The sequence below is a fragment of the Paenibacillus sp. FSL R10-2796 genome (assembly GCF_037965315.1).
Classification (GTDB): domain Bacteria; phylum Bacillota; class Bacilli; order Paenibacillales; family Paenibacillaceae; genus Paenibacillus_AQ; species Paenibacillus_AQ odorifer.
In genome coordinates, this window is the sequence record NZ_CP150178.1 from 2,071,640 (window position 1) to 2,088,095 (window position 16,456).

A 16,456-nucleotide genomic window follows, 5' to 3' on the forward strand; every position below is an offset into this window, starting at 1 on the left:
TATCAATACAACGATCAAGGGAGAGGTTTATAAGTGAGAACAGATACAACGGGCCGGGTAATGCTTGTAGATGGAATGGCTCTGCTGTTCCGGGCCTTTTATGCGACCTCTTATGGAGGATATATTCGCAAGACAAAGGAAGGTTTACCGACGAATGCGGTATATGGATTTTTGCAGTATTTTTTTGATGCAGTAAGTACGTTTGAGCCTTCTCATGTCGTATGCTGCTGGGATATGGGTAAAGGAACGTTCCGTACCGAGAAATATGATGGATACAAATCCAACCGGATCGAAGCTCCGCTGGAATTAATTCCGCAATTTGATCTAGTCAAAGAAGTAGTGGCTGAGCTAGGTGTGCCAAACATCGGTCTTGCCGGCTATGAAGCAGATGATTGCATTGGTACGCTAGCATCCTGTTACAGCGATAATTCTGAGGTTTACATTCTGACGGGTGACCATGATATGCTGCAGCTTATTGATGAGAATGTTAAGGTCGTCATTATGAAAAAAGGACGCTCCAACTATAAAGTTTATGACCTTGCAGAATTGCTTGAGGATAAAGGTCTAACCCCTAGACAGGTTATTGACCTGAAGGGCTTTATGGGCGATACAAGTGATAATTACCCTGGTGTAAAAGGGATTGGTGAGAAAACCGCGCTGAAGCTGTTAACGGAATACGGTACAGTTGAAGGTGTAATTGAGAATCTTCACTTACTCCCTAAAGGTGTACGGTCCAAAATTGAAGCCGACCTTGATATGCTGCATCTATCAAGAGAGCTGGCTGAAATCCGTTGTGATGTGCCTGTGGTCTGTGAGCTGGCGGAAGCTTTATGGCAATTACAACGGGAAACAGCCGCGCGTAAATTTCAAGAACTGGAATTTGGCAGCCTGATGCATTTGATCGCTGAGGTGCAGGACGAACGGGGAATTGTACAGATTGAGTTAGGTGATCTGGGTTAAGAATAGTCTCCCTTCATGCAAAAAAGCATGAAGGGAGTTTTATTATTGTGATAGCGCTTCATCCAACGTATAATAAGGGCTGTTGATTGTTTTATTTTATATTAATTTTTATTTTCAAACTGGATGGCGGATTATTGCTTAATGGAGAAGGGAGATAGTTGCTATGAAGTTATTGGGAGCGATTGAAGCAGGCGGAACGAAGTTTGTATGCGGAATTGGTTATGAGGACGGTACCATTCTGGACCGAGTTAGCTTTCCGACAACAACACCGGAAGAAACGATGGGACTCGTAATCGACTATTTTAATGGGAAGAATGTAGAAGCTTTTGGTATTGGATCGTTTGGACCGATTGATCCCGTGCTGGACAGCCCTACTTATGGTTACATAACAACGACACCAAAACCTCACTGGGGACAATATAATTTGGTAGGTACAATGGCTGAGCAATTTAACGTGCCGATCGGTTTTGATACGGATGTGAATGGTGCAGCGCTTGCGGAAAGTAAATGGGGAGCGGCTAAAGGTCTGGACAGCTGCCTTTATATTACGGTTGGGACAGGCATTGGAGCGGGAGCAGTAGTTGGAGGTCAGATGGTGCATGGATTGTCTCATCCTGAGATGGGGCATATTCTTGTTCGCAGACATCCAGAGGACACGTTTGAGGGCTACTGCCCTTATCATGGCGATTGCCTTGAAGGGTTAGCCGCAGGTCCGGGGATTGGCAAACGCTGGGGACAACCAGCAGGCGAGCTGCCTGTTGACCATCCAGCTTGGGATATGGAAGCTCATTATCTTGCACATGCACTTATGAATTACGTGTTGATTCTGTCTCCCGAAAAAATCGTAATGGGCGGTGGTGTCATGAAGCAAAGCCACTTGTTCCCGCTAATTCGTACCAAGCTGCAGGAGCTGCTGAAGGGTTATGTTCAGCATCCAGCGCTCAATACCGACATCGATAATTATGTTGTGCCACCGCAGCTTGGAGATAATGCAGGACTTGCAGGTGCGATTGGACTGGCAACTTTAGCTTTGGCAAGGAACTAGTATAAAAAGATATTGACTGTTAGGAAATATATGGTATTGTGGATCTAACAGTATAGCATTTAATGAGGGAGCACCTCTTTCACGTTTATCGTGAGAGTGGTGCTTTTTTGCGTTTTCCGAGTCTGACAGTGTGGGATTCACATCAGCGAATAAGTAGCTCAGACCGGTAGGTATAGTGCTTGCTGAAGACTAGAAAGGCAGGGATGAATATGCAAATTGTATTTATGAATCGCTTATCCAGAATATCTGGGGTGGATCAAGAGGTGTTCGCTCAGCTATGGATTGGAGAGGAAGAAGGAGTGTGGAGCCTGGGCTGGCGTGATTTTTCAGGCGGTGAGGAAACACAGGAGCATTTGTGGTACGCGGGTGGTTCATGGAATGAAATGCTTTGTGTTTACAGGCATGAGCTGGCGGTGAAGATGGGGGATGGCTATCGGCCGTTGATTGATGGCGTATTTCATGAAGAAGACGGCCTTACCGGGCGTAATCAGGAGCAGCTAAGGCTGCAATATTACAGTGAATATAATGGGAACGAAGCTATATATGAGGAGTTATGTGCTTGGCGCCGCAGCCGAGCTTCTAGTGAACGGAAAGCCCCTTACATTCTTGCCAGCAATCGTTTGTTACGTTTGATAAGCACTTTCTTGCCGCATACACCAGAGGAGCTGCTGCAGATCCCTGGTGTAGGGGAAGGAAAGGTAGCCCAATATGGCACGGATTGGTTGGCTATAACCTCTACGGCTGCAAGGGAACATTCCTTTCCTTTGAATTGGGTACACCAAGAAATTGAGGAGGATTCTTTTGTATCCTGGCTCTATAAACAGAAAGAGGTCAAATATAAGAAACAGCTAGAAAGACTGCGATTACGGCGAATTCTGCTGCAAGGGATCGAGAATGGGTTAGGGTTAGAACAGCTTAAGGTGAACAGTGGAGTGAACCGTCGCGAACTGATTGAAGCGGTAGAGGAGCTGGAAAGAGAAGGTTATTGCGTGGAGAAACTGATCGAGGTAGAACTGAAAAATGTGCCGCAGAATGAGCAGGAGGCGATATGGAATGCCTATGCAGAGGTAGGAGATCTTTTTCTAAAGCCAGTGCTGCATAAGGTGTATGGGGAGGATTTTTCAGCAGCAGAAGGGCTGGATAGCTATTATGAACGTCTGCGGCTGATCCGCATTCGTTTCCGGCGGGAGCAAGCCACTAAAGTGGGCATGGCGACCAGTTTCTAGTAGCTTTTTATCATATCAAAAAGACGAAGGCTTCCTTACACCATAGGGTTAAAGGGCCTTCGTCTTGCCTATTCGTCCGTTTATTTTCATAGCCATTCTTTCTTGCGGAATACATACAGCATCCCACAGCCTAACGTCAACATTAGACCTATAACGGCAAAATAACCGTATTTCGTATGCAATTCCGGCATATGATCAAAGTTCATCCCATAGATTCCGGTAATTACGGTCAAAGGCATGAATATCGTTGTAATCGCGGTAAATACTCTCATAATTTCATTGGCGCGGTTGGCGATACTGGATTGGTAGGCCTCACGTAAGTTGCCCATGAGATCGCGGTACGTCTCAAAGGTTTCGGATATTTTAACTGCATTTTCATAAATGTCGCTAAAGTATTTCTGCAGCTGATCATCAATCAGACGGAGGTCTTTTTTATTCAGGGTATTGATAACCTCTTTCTGTGGTCCCAGCATCTTCTTTAACCATAAGATCTCACTTCGCAGACCGATAATCTCACTCAAATGAGATTTCTTGGTATGCATTAGAATATCCTCTTCAAGCTTCTCAATCCGGGCTTCAATTCGGTCACCTACGGAGAAATAATTATCTACGACAAGGTCGATAAGCAGGTAAAGGAATTGGTCGGGTTCGCTAACCTCTTGTTCCCATAACATGGGCTTCAGGACGCGTAGCTCGTGAATCTTTTGTTTCGTTACAGTAATAATATAATGTCTGCCCAAGAATATATTGAGCGCCCGCAGGAAGATTTCCTCATCATCAAAGCGGATGCTGTTTACAACAATAAAGTAATGACTTTCGTATATTTCGATCTTTGGACGTTGATCCTCTTCACTAAGGCAATCCTCAACAGCGAGATCATGCAGGTTGAACAGGGGCTGAAGCAGCTCCAAATCCTCCACATCTGCATCAATCCAATAGAACCCTTCTGTTGGGGGTGTCAATGTTTCATCAATTTCATCAATAGGTGTAAAAACCCCTGCATTCACCAGCCGGATTTTCATCTGATTCCACTCCTTCTATCCCCGGGTCTTCACCAGGGACTGCTAATTAAGCACAGAGAAAAAATCAGCTTGGCCGGCGTTACAATCAATACAAGAGGCCGAATGACGATTCGAGGGCATGAAGAAGAACTGCTCCCGCCGCCGGCAAGCTGATGATTATCCTGTGTGGTTGCTCATTCTGTACACTTAATTGCGAGCTCGGGTCGCCTTCCATTCTTCTTCTCACCTCTTCTTTTCGTTCAGGTATGAAATACTTGTCTAGTATAACAACGGAGTATGCCTCTTTCAAGCAAATTTATTGTTACTTTGAGGCTACTTCAGCATTGTATGGACTTGACGAAAAGGAGGTTCATGATTTAAAGTAAATTTTAAAGAAATTTAATTGAATACAGCTAAATCTTATCAAGAGCAGGTGGAGGGACTAGCCCTATGAAACCCGGCAACCGGCGTGTGAACGCACGGTGCTAATTCTTGCGGAACTTTGCTGACGACTAACCCTCGTCCAAAAGTTTCTGGCAGATGAGAGAGGCGCATATGACTGTAGATATGACCTTTCTCGTTTTCCGAGAAAGGTCTTTTTATTGTTCAGAAAGCCGCGATGTGACAACATAACCTAAATACAGTTAAGGAGTGGAAAGACAATGCCAATTAAAATTCCCGACAGTTTACCAGCAAAAGAAATACTATCCGGTGAAAATATTTTTGTGATGGATGATAGTTTGGCTTTCCATCAGGATATCCGTCCACTAAGGATTGCTATTCTGAATCTCATGCCGACTAAAGAAACGACGGAGACTCAATTGCTGCGTTTAATAGGAAATTCACCGCTACAGGTTGACGTTACCTTGCTGCATCCACGCTCACATACTTCTAAGAATACTTCTGCTGAGCATTTGAGAAGCTTTTACAAAACTTTTGACGAGATCAGCCACCGCCGTTTGGATGGTCTTATTGTTACAGGAGCACCCGTAGAGCAAATGGAGTTTGAGGAAGTATCCTATTGGGAAGAGCTAAAAGAGATTTTTGAATGGAGCAAGGATAATGTGACCTCGACCATGCATATCTGTTGGGCGGCGCAGGCAGGGTTGTATCATCATTTTGGTGTTCGTAAAGTGGCTTTGCCTGAAAAATGTTTTGGAGTATTCTCCCATACGATTAACCAAAATAACATTAAATTGCTGCGCGGCTTTGACGAGGTATTCCATGTACCGCATTCCCGTCATACCGATGTCTCCCGCGAAGATATTGAGAGCAATCCAGATCTGCAGATTCTGGCGGAATCCGAAGAAGCTGGTATGTATCTAGTAGCTACGACCGACGGCAAACAAATATTTGTGACCGGACATTCCGAATACGATCCATTATCCTTGAAATGGGAATATGATCGTGATTTGGAGAGGGGCATGGAGATGGCCTTGCCGAAACACTATTTCCCTAAAGATGATCCAGAACGAACACCTCCTGCAGTGTGGCGTGCACATGCCAACTTATTATTCTCTAATTGGCTCAATTACTATGTATATCAAGAGACACCTTACGATATCGACCCGATTGTTTATTAAGATCAGCGCTACATTACAATTTAGGAGGCATTTATCATGGACGACAAACTTAGGATTGAAAGCAGACTGGCACAAATAGGTTCACAAGAAGATCCGGCTACCGGAGCCATTAATTTTCCTATCTATAATGCTACGGCATTCCGTCACCCGAAGCTTGGGCAGAGCACAGGTTTCGATTATAGCCGTACCAAAAGTCCAACCCGTTCCGTACTGGAGAATGCGGCTGCGGAATTGGAGTCTGGTGATGCAGGTTTTGCCTGTAGTTCTGGGATGGCAGCTATTCAAACCATATTTACCCTGTTTGGGCAAGGCGATCACTTGATCGTTTCGCTGGATCTTTACGGCGGGACCTATCGTTTGTTGGAACGAATTATGTCCAAGTTTGGAATCACTGCTTCCTATGTAGATACGAATGATTTGGATGCGCTTGAGGCTTCACGCCTTCCAAATACGAAGGCGATATTTATTGAAACGCCAACGAATCCTTTGATGATGGTTACGGATATTGCAGCCGTTGCTACTTGGGCCCGTCATCATGGGCTGCTCACAATTGTAGACAATACACTGCTGACTCCATTTTTCCAGCGTCCTCTGGAATTAGGTGCGGACATTGTAGTCCATAGTGCTACCAAATATTTGGGCGGACACAATGATGTACTTGCTGGTCTTATTGTATCTAAAGGAGCTGAATTATCCTCTGAAATAGCGATTCTACATAACTCTATTGGCGCTGTGCTTGGGCCAACAGACAGTTATCAGCTGATGAGAGGCATGAAGACACTGGCCCTGCGTATGGAACGGCACGAGAGCAATGCGCTAGCAATTGCCCGCTATCTACAAGAGCATCCGGCGATTGCGGAAGTGTTCCATCCAGGCCTGCCGGATCATCCGGGATATGAAATCCAGAATCGCCAGTCCTCGGGCAATACCGGAATTTTTTCTTTCAAATTAAAAGATGCCAGATACGTAGAACCTCTGCTTCGTCATATCCGGCTTATTGCCTTCGCGGAGAGCCTCGGCGGGGTTGAATCGCTAATGACCTATCCTGCAGTACAGACGCATGCCGATATTCCTGTGGAAATTCGGAATGCGGTGGGTGTAGATGATCGATTGCTGCGCTTCTCGGTTGGCATTGAACATGCGGAGGATCTAATTGCTGATCTTGGTCATGCTTTGGAGGCTGCGCGGGCGGAAATCGAAACGAAGTAAAAGTAACGGCAACCCAGATCGGCACCGAATTGCTGGAAAATATCGAGGATCTATCTCAACGTTGATTTAGAGCTGGTGTTGGACGCAGGACGAAATAGAGCTGTCTCATAAGCCGGGAATTGGCTGCTGGGATAGCTCTTCTTTTTGGACTTTTTGCTATTGGACACAGCTGACCTTAGACACAGCATTATTACACATTTGGAATGTTAACGGACTCCACAGCAGCTATTGCGCTAAAAACCAGCCTTCATGAGTCTCTTGTCAAGGAATAGCGTGGCTGGAGTCCATAACTATGCTCCAAAGGCTAAATACTAACTAATAACGTCATCTGTGTCCGGCAGCCTCAAGGAATTTTGATTCACCGGGTGCAGGCAGCAATGTAAGGACTCTTTCTGCTGGATGGTATCTTGCTAAGAAAGTAAAAAGTTTTTCAAGCTGTTCAGATTGTGATACGATGAGGAAATGAACTGTTCATTTATTAAAATATAAGGTATAAGTTACATACTATACTTTATCCTTATGTTACTACGAGAAACGGTTGTTATCTCTAAAGGACGACAACGTTATTTTTCTTGTGATTTTGTGAATCTACCATATCCCTAAGGGTTTAAAAGGAGGATGCGAACGATGAGTACGATAGATCTTATTTTGGATAAAGCCCTGCGGGGTGACCGTCTCCAATTGGAAGATACCATCCGACTATTCGAGAGCAACGAAATTGAGAAAATGGGTGCTGCTGCAAACACTATTATGGAACGCTGGCATCCGGACCCGTTAGCCACATTTGTAATTGGCCGTAATATTAACTATACGAATGTATGTGATGTGTACTGCCGTTTTTGTGCTTTTTACCGCAGACCAGGCTCGGATGAAGGCTATGTGCTGCCAGATGAAACGATTTATCAAAAAATTGCTGAAACGATTGCTGTTAATGGTACAGAAATTCTTATGCAAGGTGGAACTAATCCTAACCTTCCATTTAGCTACTATACAGATATACTGCGCGGAATTAAGCAACGTTTCCCTGAGATTACAATGCACTCCTTCTCTCCTGCGGAGATTATGAAGATGAAAGAAGTATCAGGATTACCGTTGGAACAAGTGGTTCGTGAAATTCATGCTGCGGGTCTGGATTCCTTGCCAGGCGGAGGCGCAGAAATTCTTGATGACCGTACACGCCGCAAAATCAGCCGGCTAAAAGGCTCGTGGCGCGAGTGGATGGATGTAATGCAGACAGCACATAAAGTGGGTATGAATACAACAGCAACAATGGTGATTGGGCTTGGAGAAAGTATGGAAGAACGAGCTTTGCACTTACTACGTGTACGTGAGGCTCAGGATGAGTGTATTGCCAACAAATATGATTCTGAAGGTTTCTTGGCCTTTATCTCATGGACATTCCAGCCGGACAATACCAACCTGAAGCTGGACAGACAAACGCCTGAGGAATATCTGAAGACGGTAGCGATCAGCCGCCTTGTGTTGGATAATATTAAGAACTTCCAATCTTCTTGGGTCACTATGGGGCCAGAGGTCGGCAAGCTCTCCTTGCAATATGGCTGCAACGATTTCGGCAGCACAATGATTGAAGAGAACGTAGTATCTTCTGCGGGTGCGACTTACAAGGTAAACATCGAGTCGATTACTCAGCTGATTCGCGAAGCAGGCAAAGTTCCAGCACAGCGGAATACACGTTATGATATTCTGCGGGTGTTCGATGATCCTAATGCGAAGATTGATAATGATTTTGTAATGCAGAACTAATATATATTAATTATTAATCAACGCTTGATGCTTGTTAATCCTTAAGTGGATTACTGAGCATCAAGCGTTTTTTTTGTAAGGTTAGGATTACGATCATTAGCAAGCCTTATTGCAGAACACATCTGAATCTTCGCTTGTTATATCATCCGCTAGGCGTACGGACCCAGTGGACCTTAATTGCAAATTCAGCGCTTCTTGAGTCGGGGTTCGGACCCCAGCGACGCTATTCCTTGAAAAGAGCCCCATATAGGCTGGTTTTTAGTGCAATAGCGACTGTGGGGTCCGATAGCATAGGGAAAATCGGAAAATGTGGCGTATAAGAGCATCAGTGTCCGATAGAGCTGATGTATACGAACAATATGAACTAATGTTAACTACACAAACGAGGGTTGGTGTGGAGTACGCCTTTTAACGAAGCTTTATATAAATGTGAACATAAAAATATTTTTTTATTTCTTTTTACCCATTCACATTATTATCCAAAAGTGATATCATAATCATATCAAAAGAATATCTAGTGGGGGTGCTTTTATGAAAGAGAAAACGCTTCGTCCTGTCAGTGGATTTTGGGTTCTCGCCTTAATTGCAGTTTGTTTAGCTGGGGGAATTTATGGTGCGGTTCAAGAGTATGTCGCAGTGCCAGTCATTCTGTTCGTTGTAGCTGGGGTATTATGTACAAGTGTTACGGTTGTGCAGCCCAATAAGTCGGTTGTAGTTACCTTTTTCGGGCAATATGTAGGGACTATCGTGACAAGTGGCTTGTTTGCAGTCATTCCGTTCAGTTTGCGCAAGACGGTTTCCCTCCGCGTACGTAACTTTAACAGTGTCAAGCTGAAGGTTAATGATGTGGAAGGTAATCCGATTGAAATTGCTGCAGTTATCGTATTTAAGGTAATTAACTCTGCAAAAGCGCTTTTTGATGTAGATAAATATATGGCGTTTGTGGAAATTCAAAGTGAAACAGCGCTGCGTCATGTGGCCAGTAAATACCCGTATGATAACTTCAATGAATCGGGCATGTCCCTGCGGGCCAATGCAGATGAGATTGCTAAAGAATTGGCAACCGAGCTGCAAGAACGTTTGTCGATATCTGGTGTAGAGGTCATTGAAGCGCGGCTCACACACTTGGCTTATTCCACAGAGATTGCCAGTACAATGTTGCAACGTCAGCAAGCATCTGCAATTCTGTCCGCTCGTCAAATCATTGTTGAAGGCGCCGTGGGCATGGTCGATATGGCGATTAAACAGCTTAAAGAGAGTGGCGTGGTTGAGCTTGATGAGGAACGCAAAGCGGCGATGATTAATAATCTGATGGTTGCGATCGTGTCGGAGCGCGGAGCGAGTCCGGTCATTAACGCCGGCTCGTTGTACTAAGGCGGTGCATCATGGCGGCCAAGAAAAGCTTTCCACTGCGGATTGATCCGGATTTACATGAGGCGCTGGAACGATGGGCGGGAGAGGAATTTCGCAGCGTAAACGGACATATCGAATACTTGTTGCGTGAGTCTTTGAAGCGTGCAGGCCGCTTACCTGAAAAAAAACGGCGAGAGGAATAACCATAGAAGGGCTGTTTCAGCATCCATGTATTGGCTGCAAGAACAGTCCTTATGTGTGTCTTCTGACTGTGTTTCTATCATTTTGGACCCTTTTCTGACTTGACTGTCAGAGAGGACAGATTTATAATTACTCCATAATTCACGTTAACAGCATTGACGAAGATATGAGTTGATTGTTCTGGACCGTTCAGAGAGAGGAAACTTAGGCTGAAATTTCCTCCGGCATCCTGCTTTCGATTTACCCCTTTGTAGCTGCGGTTTTGAATTCCCTGCAATGGGATAGTAAGAGCTGCCGGTTCATGGTCGTTACTCCATGCTTACGAAGGATTCTATCTTCACTCCGCTTGAGGATTCAAGGGAGGCTAGAGAGAATCGAATTTGGGTGGAACCACGGGTGTAATCGCTCGTCCCTTTGCGGGACGGGCGTTTTTTTGTGTGCGTGGATATTATTGTTCCGCAAAGGTTAAAGGGCCCTTAGGCTTAATTATATGAAGGAGGAATTAGCAATGTCAGTAAGTATTAAGCTTCCGGACGGTTCTGTCCGTGAATACGCAGAGGGTAGCAGTATTGATGATGTAGCAGCTTCTATTAGCAGTGGCCTGCGCAAAAATGCAGCAGCGGGGAAATTGAACGGTATCGTTGTAGATTTATCTACTCCCCTTGAAGAGGGCGCACTGGTAGAGATCGTAACTTTGGATTCACCTGAAGGTCTGGAGGTTATGCGCCACAGTACAGCTCACTTGATGGCTCAAGCGGTTAGACGTTTGTTCGGAACAAAAGAAGTTAAGCTTGGTGTAGGTCCGGTCATTGAAGATGGCTTCTACTACGATATGGATCTGGAACATCCTCTAAATCCTGAAGATTTGCTCAAAATCGAAAAGGAAATGGACCGCATAATTTCGGAGAACCTGCCGATCGTGCGCAAAGAAGTTAGCCGCAAGGAAGCACTTGAAATTTTCGGTGAGCTAGGTGATCCTTACAAGCTGGAATTGATCGAGGCATTGCCTGAAGATAGCGTAATTTCTATCTATGAACAAGGAGAATTCTTCGACCTATGCCGTGGACCCCATGTGCCGTCGACTGCTAAGATCAAAGTCTTTAAATTGATGAATGTAGCCGGTGCTTACTGGCGCGGCGACAGCAAGAATAAGATGCTTCAACGCGTATACGGCACAGCTTGGATTAAAAAAGCTCAGCTTGATGAGCATCTTCGTCTGCTTGAAGAAGCGAAGAAACGCGATCACCGGAAGCTCGGTAAAGAGCTTGAAATCTTTACATTTAATCAATTGGTAGGACAAGGCTTGCCAATCTGGTTGCCTAAGGGTGCCAAATTGCGCAGTATTCTGGAGCGTTATATCGTAGATCTGGAAGCAAGTCTTGGCTATCAGCATGTATACACACCAGTTCTGGGTAATGTTGAGCTGTACAAAACTTCAGGACACTGGGAGCACTATCAAGAGGACATGTTCCCTAAGATGACTATCGACAATGAAGAATTTGTTCTTCGTCCAATGAACTGCCCGCATCACATGATGATTTATAAGAGCTCAATGCACAGCTACCGTGATCTGCCGATCCGTATTGCTGAGCTTGGTATCCAGCACCGTTATGAAATGTCAGGCGCATTGACTGGCTTACACCGTGTACGCTCGATGACTCTTAATGACTCCCATATTTTCTGCCGTCTGGACCAAATTAAAGGCGAGTTCATTCGTGTAATCGAATTGATTAAACAGGTATACAGTGACTTTGGTATTAATGACTACCGTTTCCGGTTGTCCTATCGTGATCCTAAGGATACTGAGAAATATTATGCAAATGACGAAATGTGGGAAACTGCACAGCGGATGTTGCGTGAGGTTGTAGAGGAAGCTGGACTGCCGTTCTACGAAGCAGAAGGCGAAGCTGCATTCTATGGTCCTAAACTTGATGTGCAAATTAAGACTGTATTAGGTAAAGAAGAGACTCTGTCTACTGTACAAATCGACTTCTTGCTGCCTGAACGTTTTGAACTGGAATATATCGGCGATGATGGTCAAAAACACCGTCCAGTCGTTCTGCACCGCGGAATCTTGGGTACAATGGAACGTTTCGTTGCCTTCCTGTTAGAGAACTTTGCGGGCTCGCTGCCGCTTTGGTTATCTCCACAGCAGGTTAAAGTAATTCCTGTATCGACAGCGTTCGACGATTATGCCAAGGAAGTTACAGACAAGCTGCGTCGCCGTGGTATCTCTGCTGAAGCAGATCTCCGCAATGAGAAGCTGGGTTATAAGATTCGCGAAGCTCAGCTTGAGAAACTGCCATACATGTTCGTAGTTGGCGAGAATGAGATGAACGCTCAGACGGTTTCCATCCGTAAACGCGGGGAAGGCGACATTGGAGCTAAGCCGCTTCAAGAAGTGATTGAGCTCTTGTCTCAGGAAATTGCTGATCGTGTGATCTCCTAGTTTCTTGTAATTAACAACACCAAAATTACGTCTAAATAAGACCTCTGTTATATGCCAATGAGGATCAACTTCTGATCTTCATGTATAAAATTTTGTGAATCGGGAAACCTTCGCTAATAAGGGGGAGGTTTTTCACATGAACAAAATGGGCATATTTCAGAGGTTTTGGTGTCTTTTTGTCACCATCGTTTTGCTATTGACCGCTGCTGGAATCATTCCAGAATCTAAGCAACAGGCAGTAGGGGCCATTGGGACAGGAGACACTTTACAACACACGGGTATTAACAAAACGCTATCGAACGAGTTGCAATATACCAAGGCTAATTCTGTGTTTATGAGAACTACAGATGATAAGGTCATTCTTACGACTGGCCGTGCCACACTTATGTCAAACGAGGCGCATTCCGTCGCACCTGTATTACCTGCAACAACAAAAAATAAACCAGCAGCGACGAAGGCACCGCAGAGCACCAAAGCTCCAACCACTAAAGCAAACGGTGGCAGCGGATCTTCCAAACAGTTACCAAATTCTATTCCTGTAGCCGCACCTGCGGAAGACCAGATCATTACTTCAATGAAAGTGATGGCGACTGGATATACTGCGGGTTATGAATCTACAGGTAAAACATCTAAACATCCCGAATATGGAATTACCTATTCAGGGGTAAAAGTGCGCAGAGACAAAAATACAGTCTCAACCATTGCTGCGGACCCTAAGGTTTTGCCGCTGGGGAGTATTCTTTATATACCGGGCTATGGATATGCCATAGTTGCTGATACAGGCTCGGCTATTAAAGGGCGGAAGATTGATCTGTATTTTGCTACTACGAAACAGGTGTATAAGGAATGGGGCAAAAAATCAGTTGTAGTTCAACTCATTAAGCGTGGTAACGGGACTTGTACGGAAGTCATGCTGAAGAAGCTGAGCCAAGCGATTGAGACTTACAAAGCAGTACCGCAATCCATGCTCGAAGAATCCATTTAAAGGGATTGAACTTATTTTCACTTGGTCATGCATAATAGTGACATCACCTTGCCATAATACGGACTGGGGCAAAGCAATTGCCTCTTCCGAGATGTTCTCTTAGTAAGCATATTCTATGCTGCATAAGAGAAAAGGAGGTGAATTCCGTGGCCAATAACAAGAAATCTAAAGTACAAGAAAATTACAAAACACCAAATGAAAAATACAATGCTGAGTTTGCTGTTGAGAATGACGGCGCTACTAAGCAAAGTGGAAATACTTCTAAACCAGCTCAGAAACCGCAACAATAATGCGCTGACTGAAGCAGAAGACTGCTGAAAAAAAGAGACTGTCCAATTCAGTTAATTACTGAGGGACAGTCTTTTTTCATATATAATGAAGTAAATAGAATTTTATCCCATTCATCTCAGTCTAGAGACTGAGGGGAAGTTCCTTCTCTCGCCGCTGTTTCTCAGTACTTCATTCCTGTAGACTAAGGCTATAAGATTGAAGAAGAGAGCGTTCCACTACTTTAAAGGGGAAATGAATGATGAAAAGAAGGTTCACCAGCCAGGTTTTAGGCGGCCTGATCCTGATAGGGATTGGAGCTATGTTTCTACTGAGACAATTAGGTTACACTGATTTCAGCTTAGGTTACCTGATTTCGAATTATTGGCCGGTAATTTTGATCCTAATGGGAATGAACCGGCTTTTAGGTACAGGGGATGGACAATCCAAAGGTTCTTCACCTATCGGCGGCTTTTTCTTTCTGGCGATCGGAGTGTTTTTCCTTGGACGGAATTTAGATTGGTTCGATATTTCGGCCGGGGATTTTTTCAAAATGTTCATTCCAGTTATGTTGATCGGCGGCGGACTTTATGTGATTTTTAAACCACGCGGTTCAGTACCACCTGTGCCACCAGCTCCACCGTCACCACCAGATCACTTTCCTTCAGGAAAAAGCTCACTAGATGTGGAGCCGCCCAAACCACTGGATTCCACACTTGATGAACAATTTGAGCAAAAATTTGGCAAGGCTTCTGGTCAACGCGACTGGAAGGACTATCTTCAAAAAGATGAAGAAGACGATGAGGACGAAACAGGATCTTATAAGTCCAGCGCTGAAGCACGTTGGCAAGAGAAGCAGGAACGACACGAGCGCAGACGTCAGGAACGTCATGAGCGTCATGCTCATAGACATGGTAAATGGCATGAGGAATTCCATGAATCAAATAATCAAAAGGAATCGACCAATCGCTCTGCTTTTATCGGAGATGTCCACATGGGGCGCGAGCATTTCCAACTGAAGAACACGAATATCTCGCAGTTTATCGGCGATACCGTACTGGATCTGACGAATGCACAGATTGCTTATGGCGAAACGAGGATTAATATTTCCGCTTTTATAGGCGACATTAAAGTGTACATTCCGAATGATATGGATCTTGGCATCTCGGTGAACAGCAGTTCTTTTATCGGGGATATGGAAGTTCTGGATCAGTCTCGCAGTGGTTTTATGAGCAGTGTACAGTGCAAGACTCCTTATTATAAAGAAGCAGGCAAAAAAGTCCGTATAAATGTAAGTGCATTTATAGGTGACATTAAAGTTAAAACGGTGGGTTAGATGGGGACAATCTTCAGTAATACCAAATGGTTGCTGTTGTTTTACTTTTTGCTCACTGGAGCGGTAAGCGCAGGATTGATGTATGCAGGCACTTGCCTTGGTTATATCGAAGTGAAGGATTATCGGATGTGGCTGTACTTATGTCTCGGGATTGTGTTGTTCACTGTAGTTATCGGCTATATGGCAGGCCAGCGGATTCAGCGCCGGATTGATCATCTGGATCTGAATATGCTGCAGGTCGCCAAAGGAAATCTGTCCGTACGGATGCCAGAAAGTGACGATCAGTCTTTTGCCCGAGTGTATCACGAGTTTAATGTCATGATGGATACGGTCGAGAATAAGATGCAGCTTCTACAGCGATTGGGTGAACAAGAGGTTATTGAGAAGGAACAGGCAGCGGAGAGTGCGGTGTTGGAGGAAAGAAGGCGTATGGCCCGGGATCTGCATGATACGGTGAGCCAACAGCTTTTTGCCATCCATATGTCGGCTTCTTCGCTGCCTAAAGTGCTGAAGGTCAATGAAGCTCAAGGTCAAATGGTCATGGACCAGTTGATTACAATGTCTCAGATGGCACAAAAACAAATGAGAGCATTAATTGCACAACTGCGTCCGGTGGAGCTGGAAGGTCGAAATCTGTTCGAGGCGCTGGAAAAATGGTTTCCCGATTATTGCCGCCAGAATGGCTTGAAAGGAATGAAGGAGCTCGAACTTCAGGGCGAGTTATCGGAAGCAATCGAACATCAGCTGTTCCTAATTATTCAAGAGGCGATGGCGAATATCGTGAAGCATGCCGGGGCTAGACTGGTGAGTCTATCGCTGCGTGAAGGATCAAGACAAGTTGTGCTGAGTATTAGTGATGACGGTCAAGGTTTTGAACATGTGCAGCAAAAACAAGGCTCCTACGGTCTCACCACCATGCGCGAACGCGCGGAGAAACTGGGTGGGCAAGTGGAGATTATTAGCCGCAAGGGTGCGGGAACGACGATCCGTGTACATATTCCTAAGTTTGTTCAAGGGAACCCAGAATTAGAGCAGAATAGATCGTTAGGAACAGATACACAGGACGAGGAGGAGTAG

The 16,456-nt window shown here is 44.9% G+C and carries 14 protein-coding genes and 1 riboswitch; of the genes, 13 read left to right on the forward strand and 1 reads right to left on the reverse strand.

Features of this window, described 5'->3' with window-relative positions; genetic code table 11:
* Window positions 1–60: 60 nt before the first annotated feature.
* From NST58_RS09270 to NST58_RS09280, 3 genes are all read left to right on the forward strand, one after another.
* On the forward strand, window positions 61–960 hold the full coding sequence (locus NST58_RS09270; protein WP_076126491.1) for a 5'-3' exonuclease H3TH domain-containing protein: 900 nt from the start codon (window positions 61–63) through the stop codon (window positions 958–960).
* 163 nt (window positions 961–1,123) lie between these two features.
* Window positions 1,124–2,005, forward strand: a complete 882-nt coding sequence (locus NST58_RS09275) for an ROK family protein (protein ID WP_051491338.1) — start codon at window positions 1,124–1,126, stop codon at window positions 2,003–2,005.
* Window positions 2,006–2,214: 209 nt separating this feature from the next.
* Window positions 2,215–3,231 carry an HRDC domain-containing protein gene (locus NST58_RS09280; protein WP_076279404.1) on the forward strand — a complete coding sequence of 339 codons (1,017 nt, stop codon included), beginning with the start codon at window positions 2,215–2,217 and terminating at the stop codon, window positions 3,229–3,231.
* Between the two features lie 86 nt (window positions 3,232–3,317).
* Here the strand turns inward: NST58_RS09280 and corA are convergent, their stop codons facing one another.
* Window positions 3,318–4,253, reverse strand: coding sequence for a magnesium/cobalt transporter CorA (gene corA / locus NST58_RS09285; RefSeq protein WP_036684479.1), 936 nt, complete (start codon window positions 4,251–4,253; stop codon window positions 3,318–3,320).
* A gap of 396 nt (window positions 4,254–4,649) precedes the next feature.
* A riboswitch (SAM riboswitch) is annotated at window positions 4,650–4,779 on the forward strand.
* Window positions 4,780–4,894: 115 nt separating this feature from the next.
* On the opposite strand from corA, the gene metA reads away from it, so the two are divergent.
* The 10 genes from metA (at window position 4,895) to NST58_RS09335 (ending at window position 16,456) form a co-directional block, all read left to right on the forward strand.
* Window positions 4,895–5,815: a homoserine O-succinyltransferase gene (metA, locus tag NST58_RS09290; protein WP_076126410.1), complete on the forward strand. Its 921-nt coding sequence runs from the start codon at window positions 4,895–4,897 to the stop codon at window positions 5,813–5,815.
* A 36-nt stretch (window positions 5,816–5,851) separates the two neighbouring features.
* Window positions 5,852–7,024, forward strand: coding sequence for a PLP-dependent transferase (locus tag NST58_RS09295; RefSeq protein WP_339247454.1), 1,173 nt, complete (start codon window positions 5,852–5,854; stop codon window positions 7,022–7,024).
* A 627-nt stretch (window positions 7,025–7,651) separates the two neighbouring features.
* Window positions 7,652–8,788 (forward strand): cyclic dehypoxanthinyl futalosine synthase, encoded by a 1,137-nt coding sequence (mqnC, locus tag NST58_RS09300; RefSeq protein ID WP_076184682.1) that lies wholly within the window; start codon window positions 7,652–7,654, stop codon window positions 8,786–8,788.
* 531 nt (window positions 8,789–9,319) lie between these two features.
* Window positions 9,320–10,162: an SPFH domain-containing protein gene (locus tag NST58_RS09305; protein ID WP_036684473.1), complete on the forward strand. Its 843-nt coding sequence runs from the start codon at window positions 9,320–9,322 to the stop codon at window positions 10,160–10,162.
* An 11-nt stretch (window positions 10,163–10,173) separates the two neighbouring features.
* Window positions 10,174–10,344, forward strand: coding sequence for a toxin-antitoxin system HicB family antitoxin (locus NST58_RS09310; protein WP_036684471.1), 171 nt, complete (start codon window positions 10,174–10,176; stop codon window positions 10,342–10,344).
* 506 nt (window positions 10,345–10,850) lie between these two features.
* Window positions 10,851–12,791, forward strand: coding sequence for a threonine--tRNA ligase (gene thrS / locus NST58_RS09315; RefSeq protein ID WP_076135889.1), 1,941 nt, complete (start codon window positions 10,851–10,853; stop codon window positions 12,789–12,791).
* A 136-nt stretch (window positions 12,792–12,927) separates the two neighbouring features.
* The gene (locus tag NST58_RS09320; protein ID WP_254857054.1) at window positions 12,928–13,776 is read left to right on the forward strand and encodes a 3D domain-containing protein; all 849 of its coding nucleotides are present in this window, start codon (window positions 12,928–12,930) and stop codon (window positions 13,774–13,776) included.
* 146 nt (window positions 13,777–13,922) lie between these two features.
* Complete coding sequence (locus NST58_RS09325; RefSeq protein WP_156113077.1) at window positions 13,923–14,066, forward strand: hypothetical protein; 144 nt, start codon at window positions 13,923–13,925, stop codon at window positions 14,064–14,066.
* Window positions 14,067–14,302: 236 nt separating this feature from the next.
* Window positions 14,303–15,379, forward strand: coding sequence for a cell wall-active antibiotics response protein LiaF (gene liaF, locus NST58_RS09330; protein ID WP_305953552.1), 1,077 nt, complete (start codon window positions 14,303–14,305; stop codon window positions 15,377–15,379).
* Window positions 15,380–16,456: a sensor histidine kinase gene (locus NST58_RS09335; protein ID WP_076126420.1), complete on the forward strand. Its 1,077-nt coding sequence runs from the start codon at window positions 15,380–15,382 to the stop codon at window positions 16,454–16,456.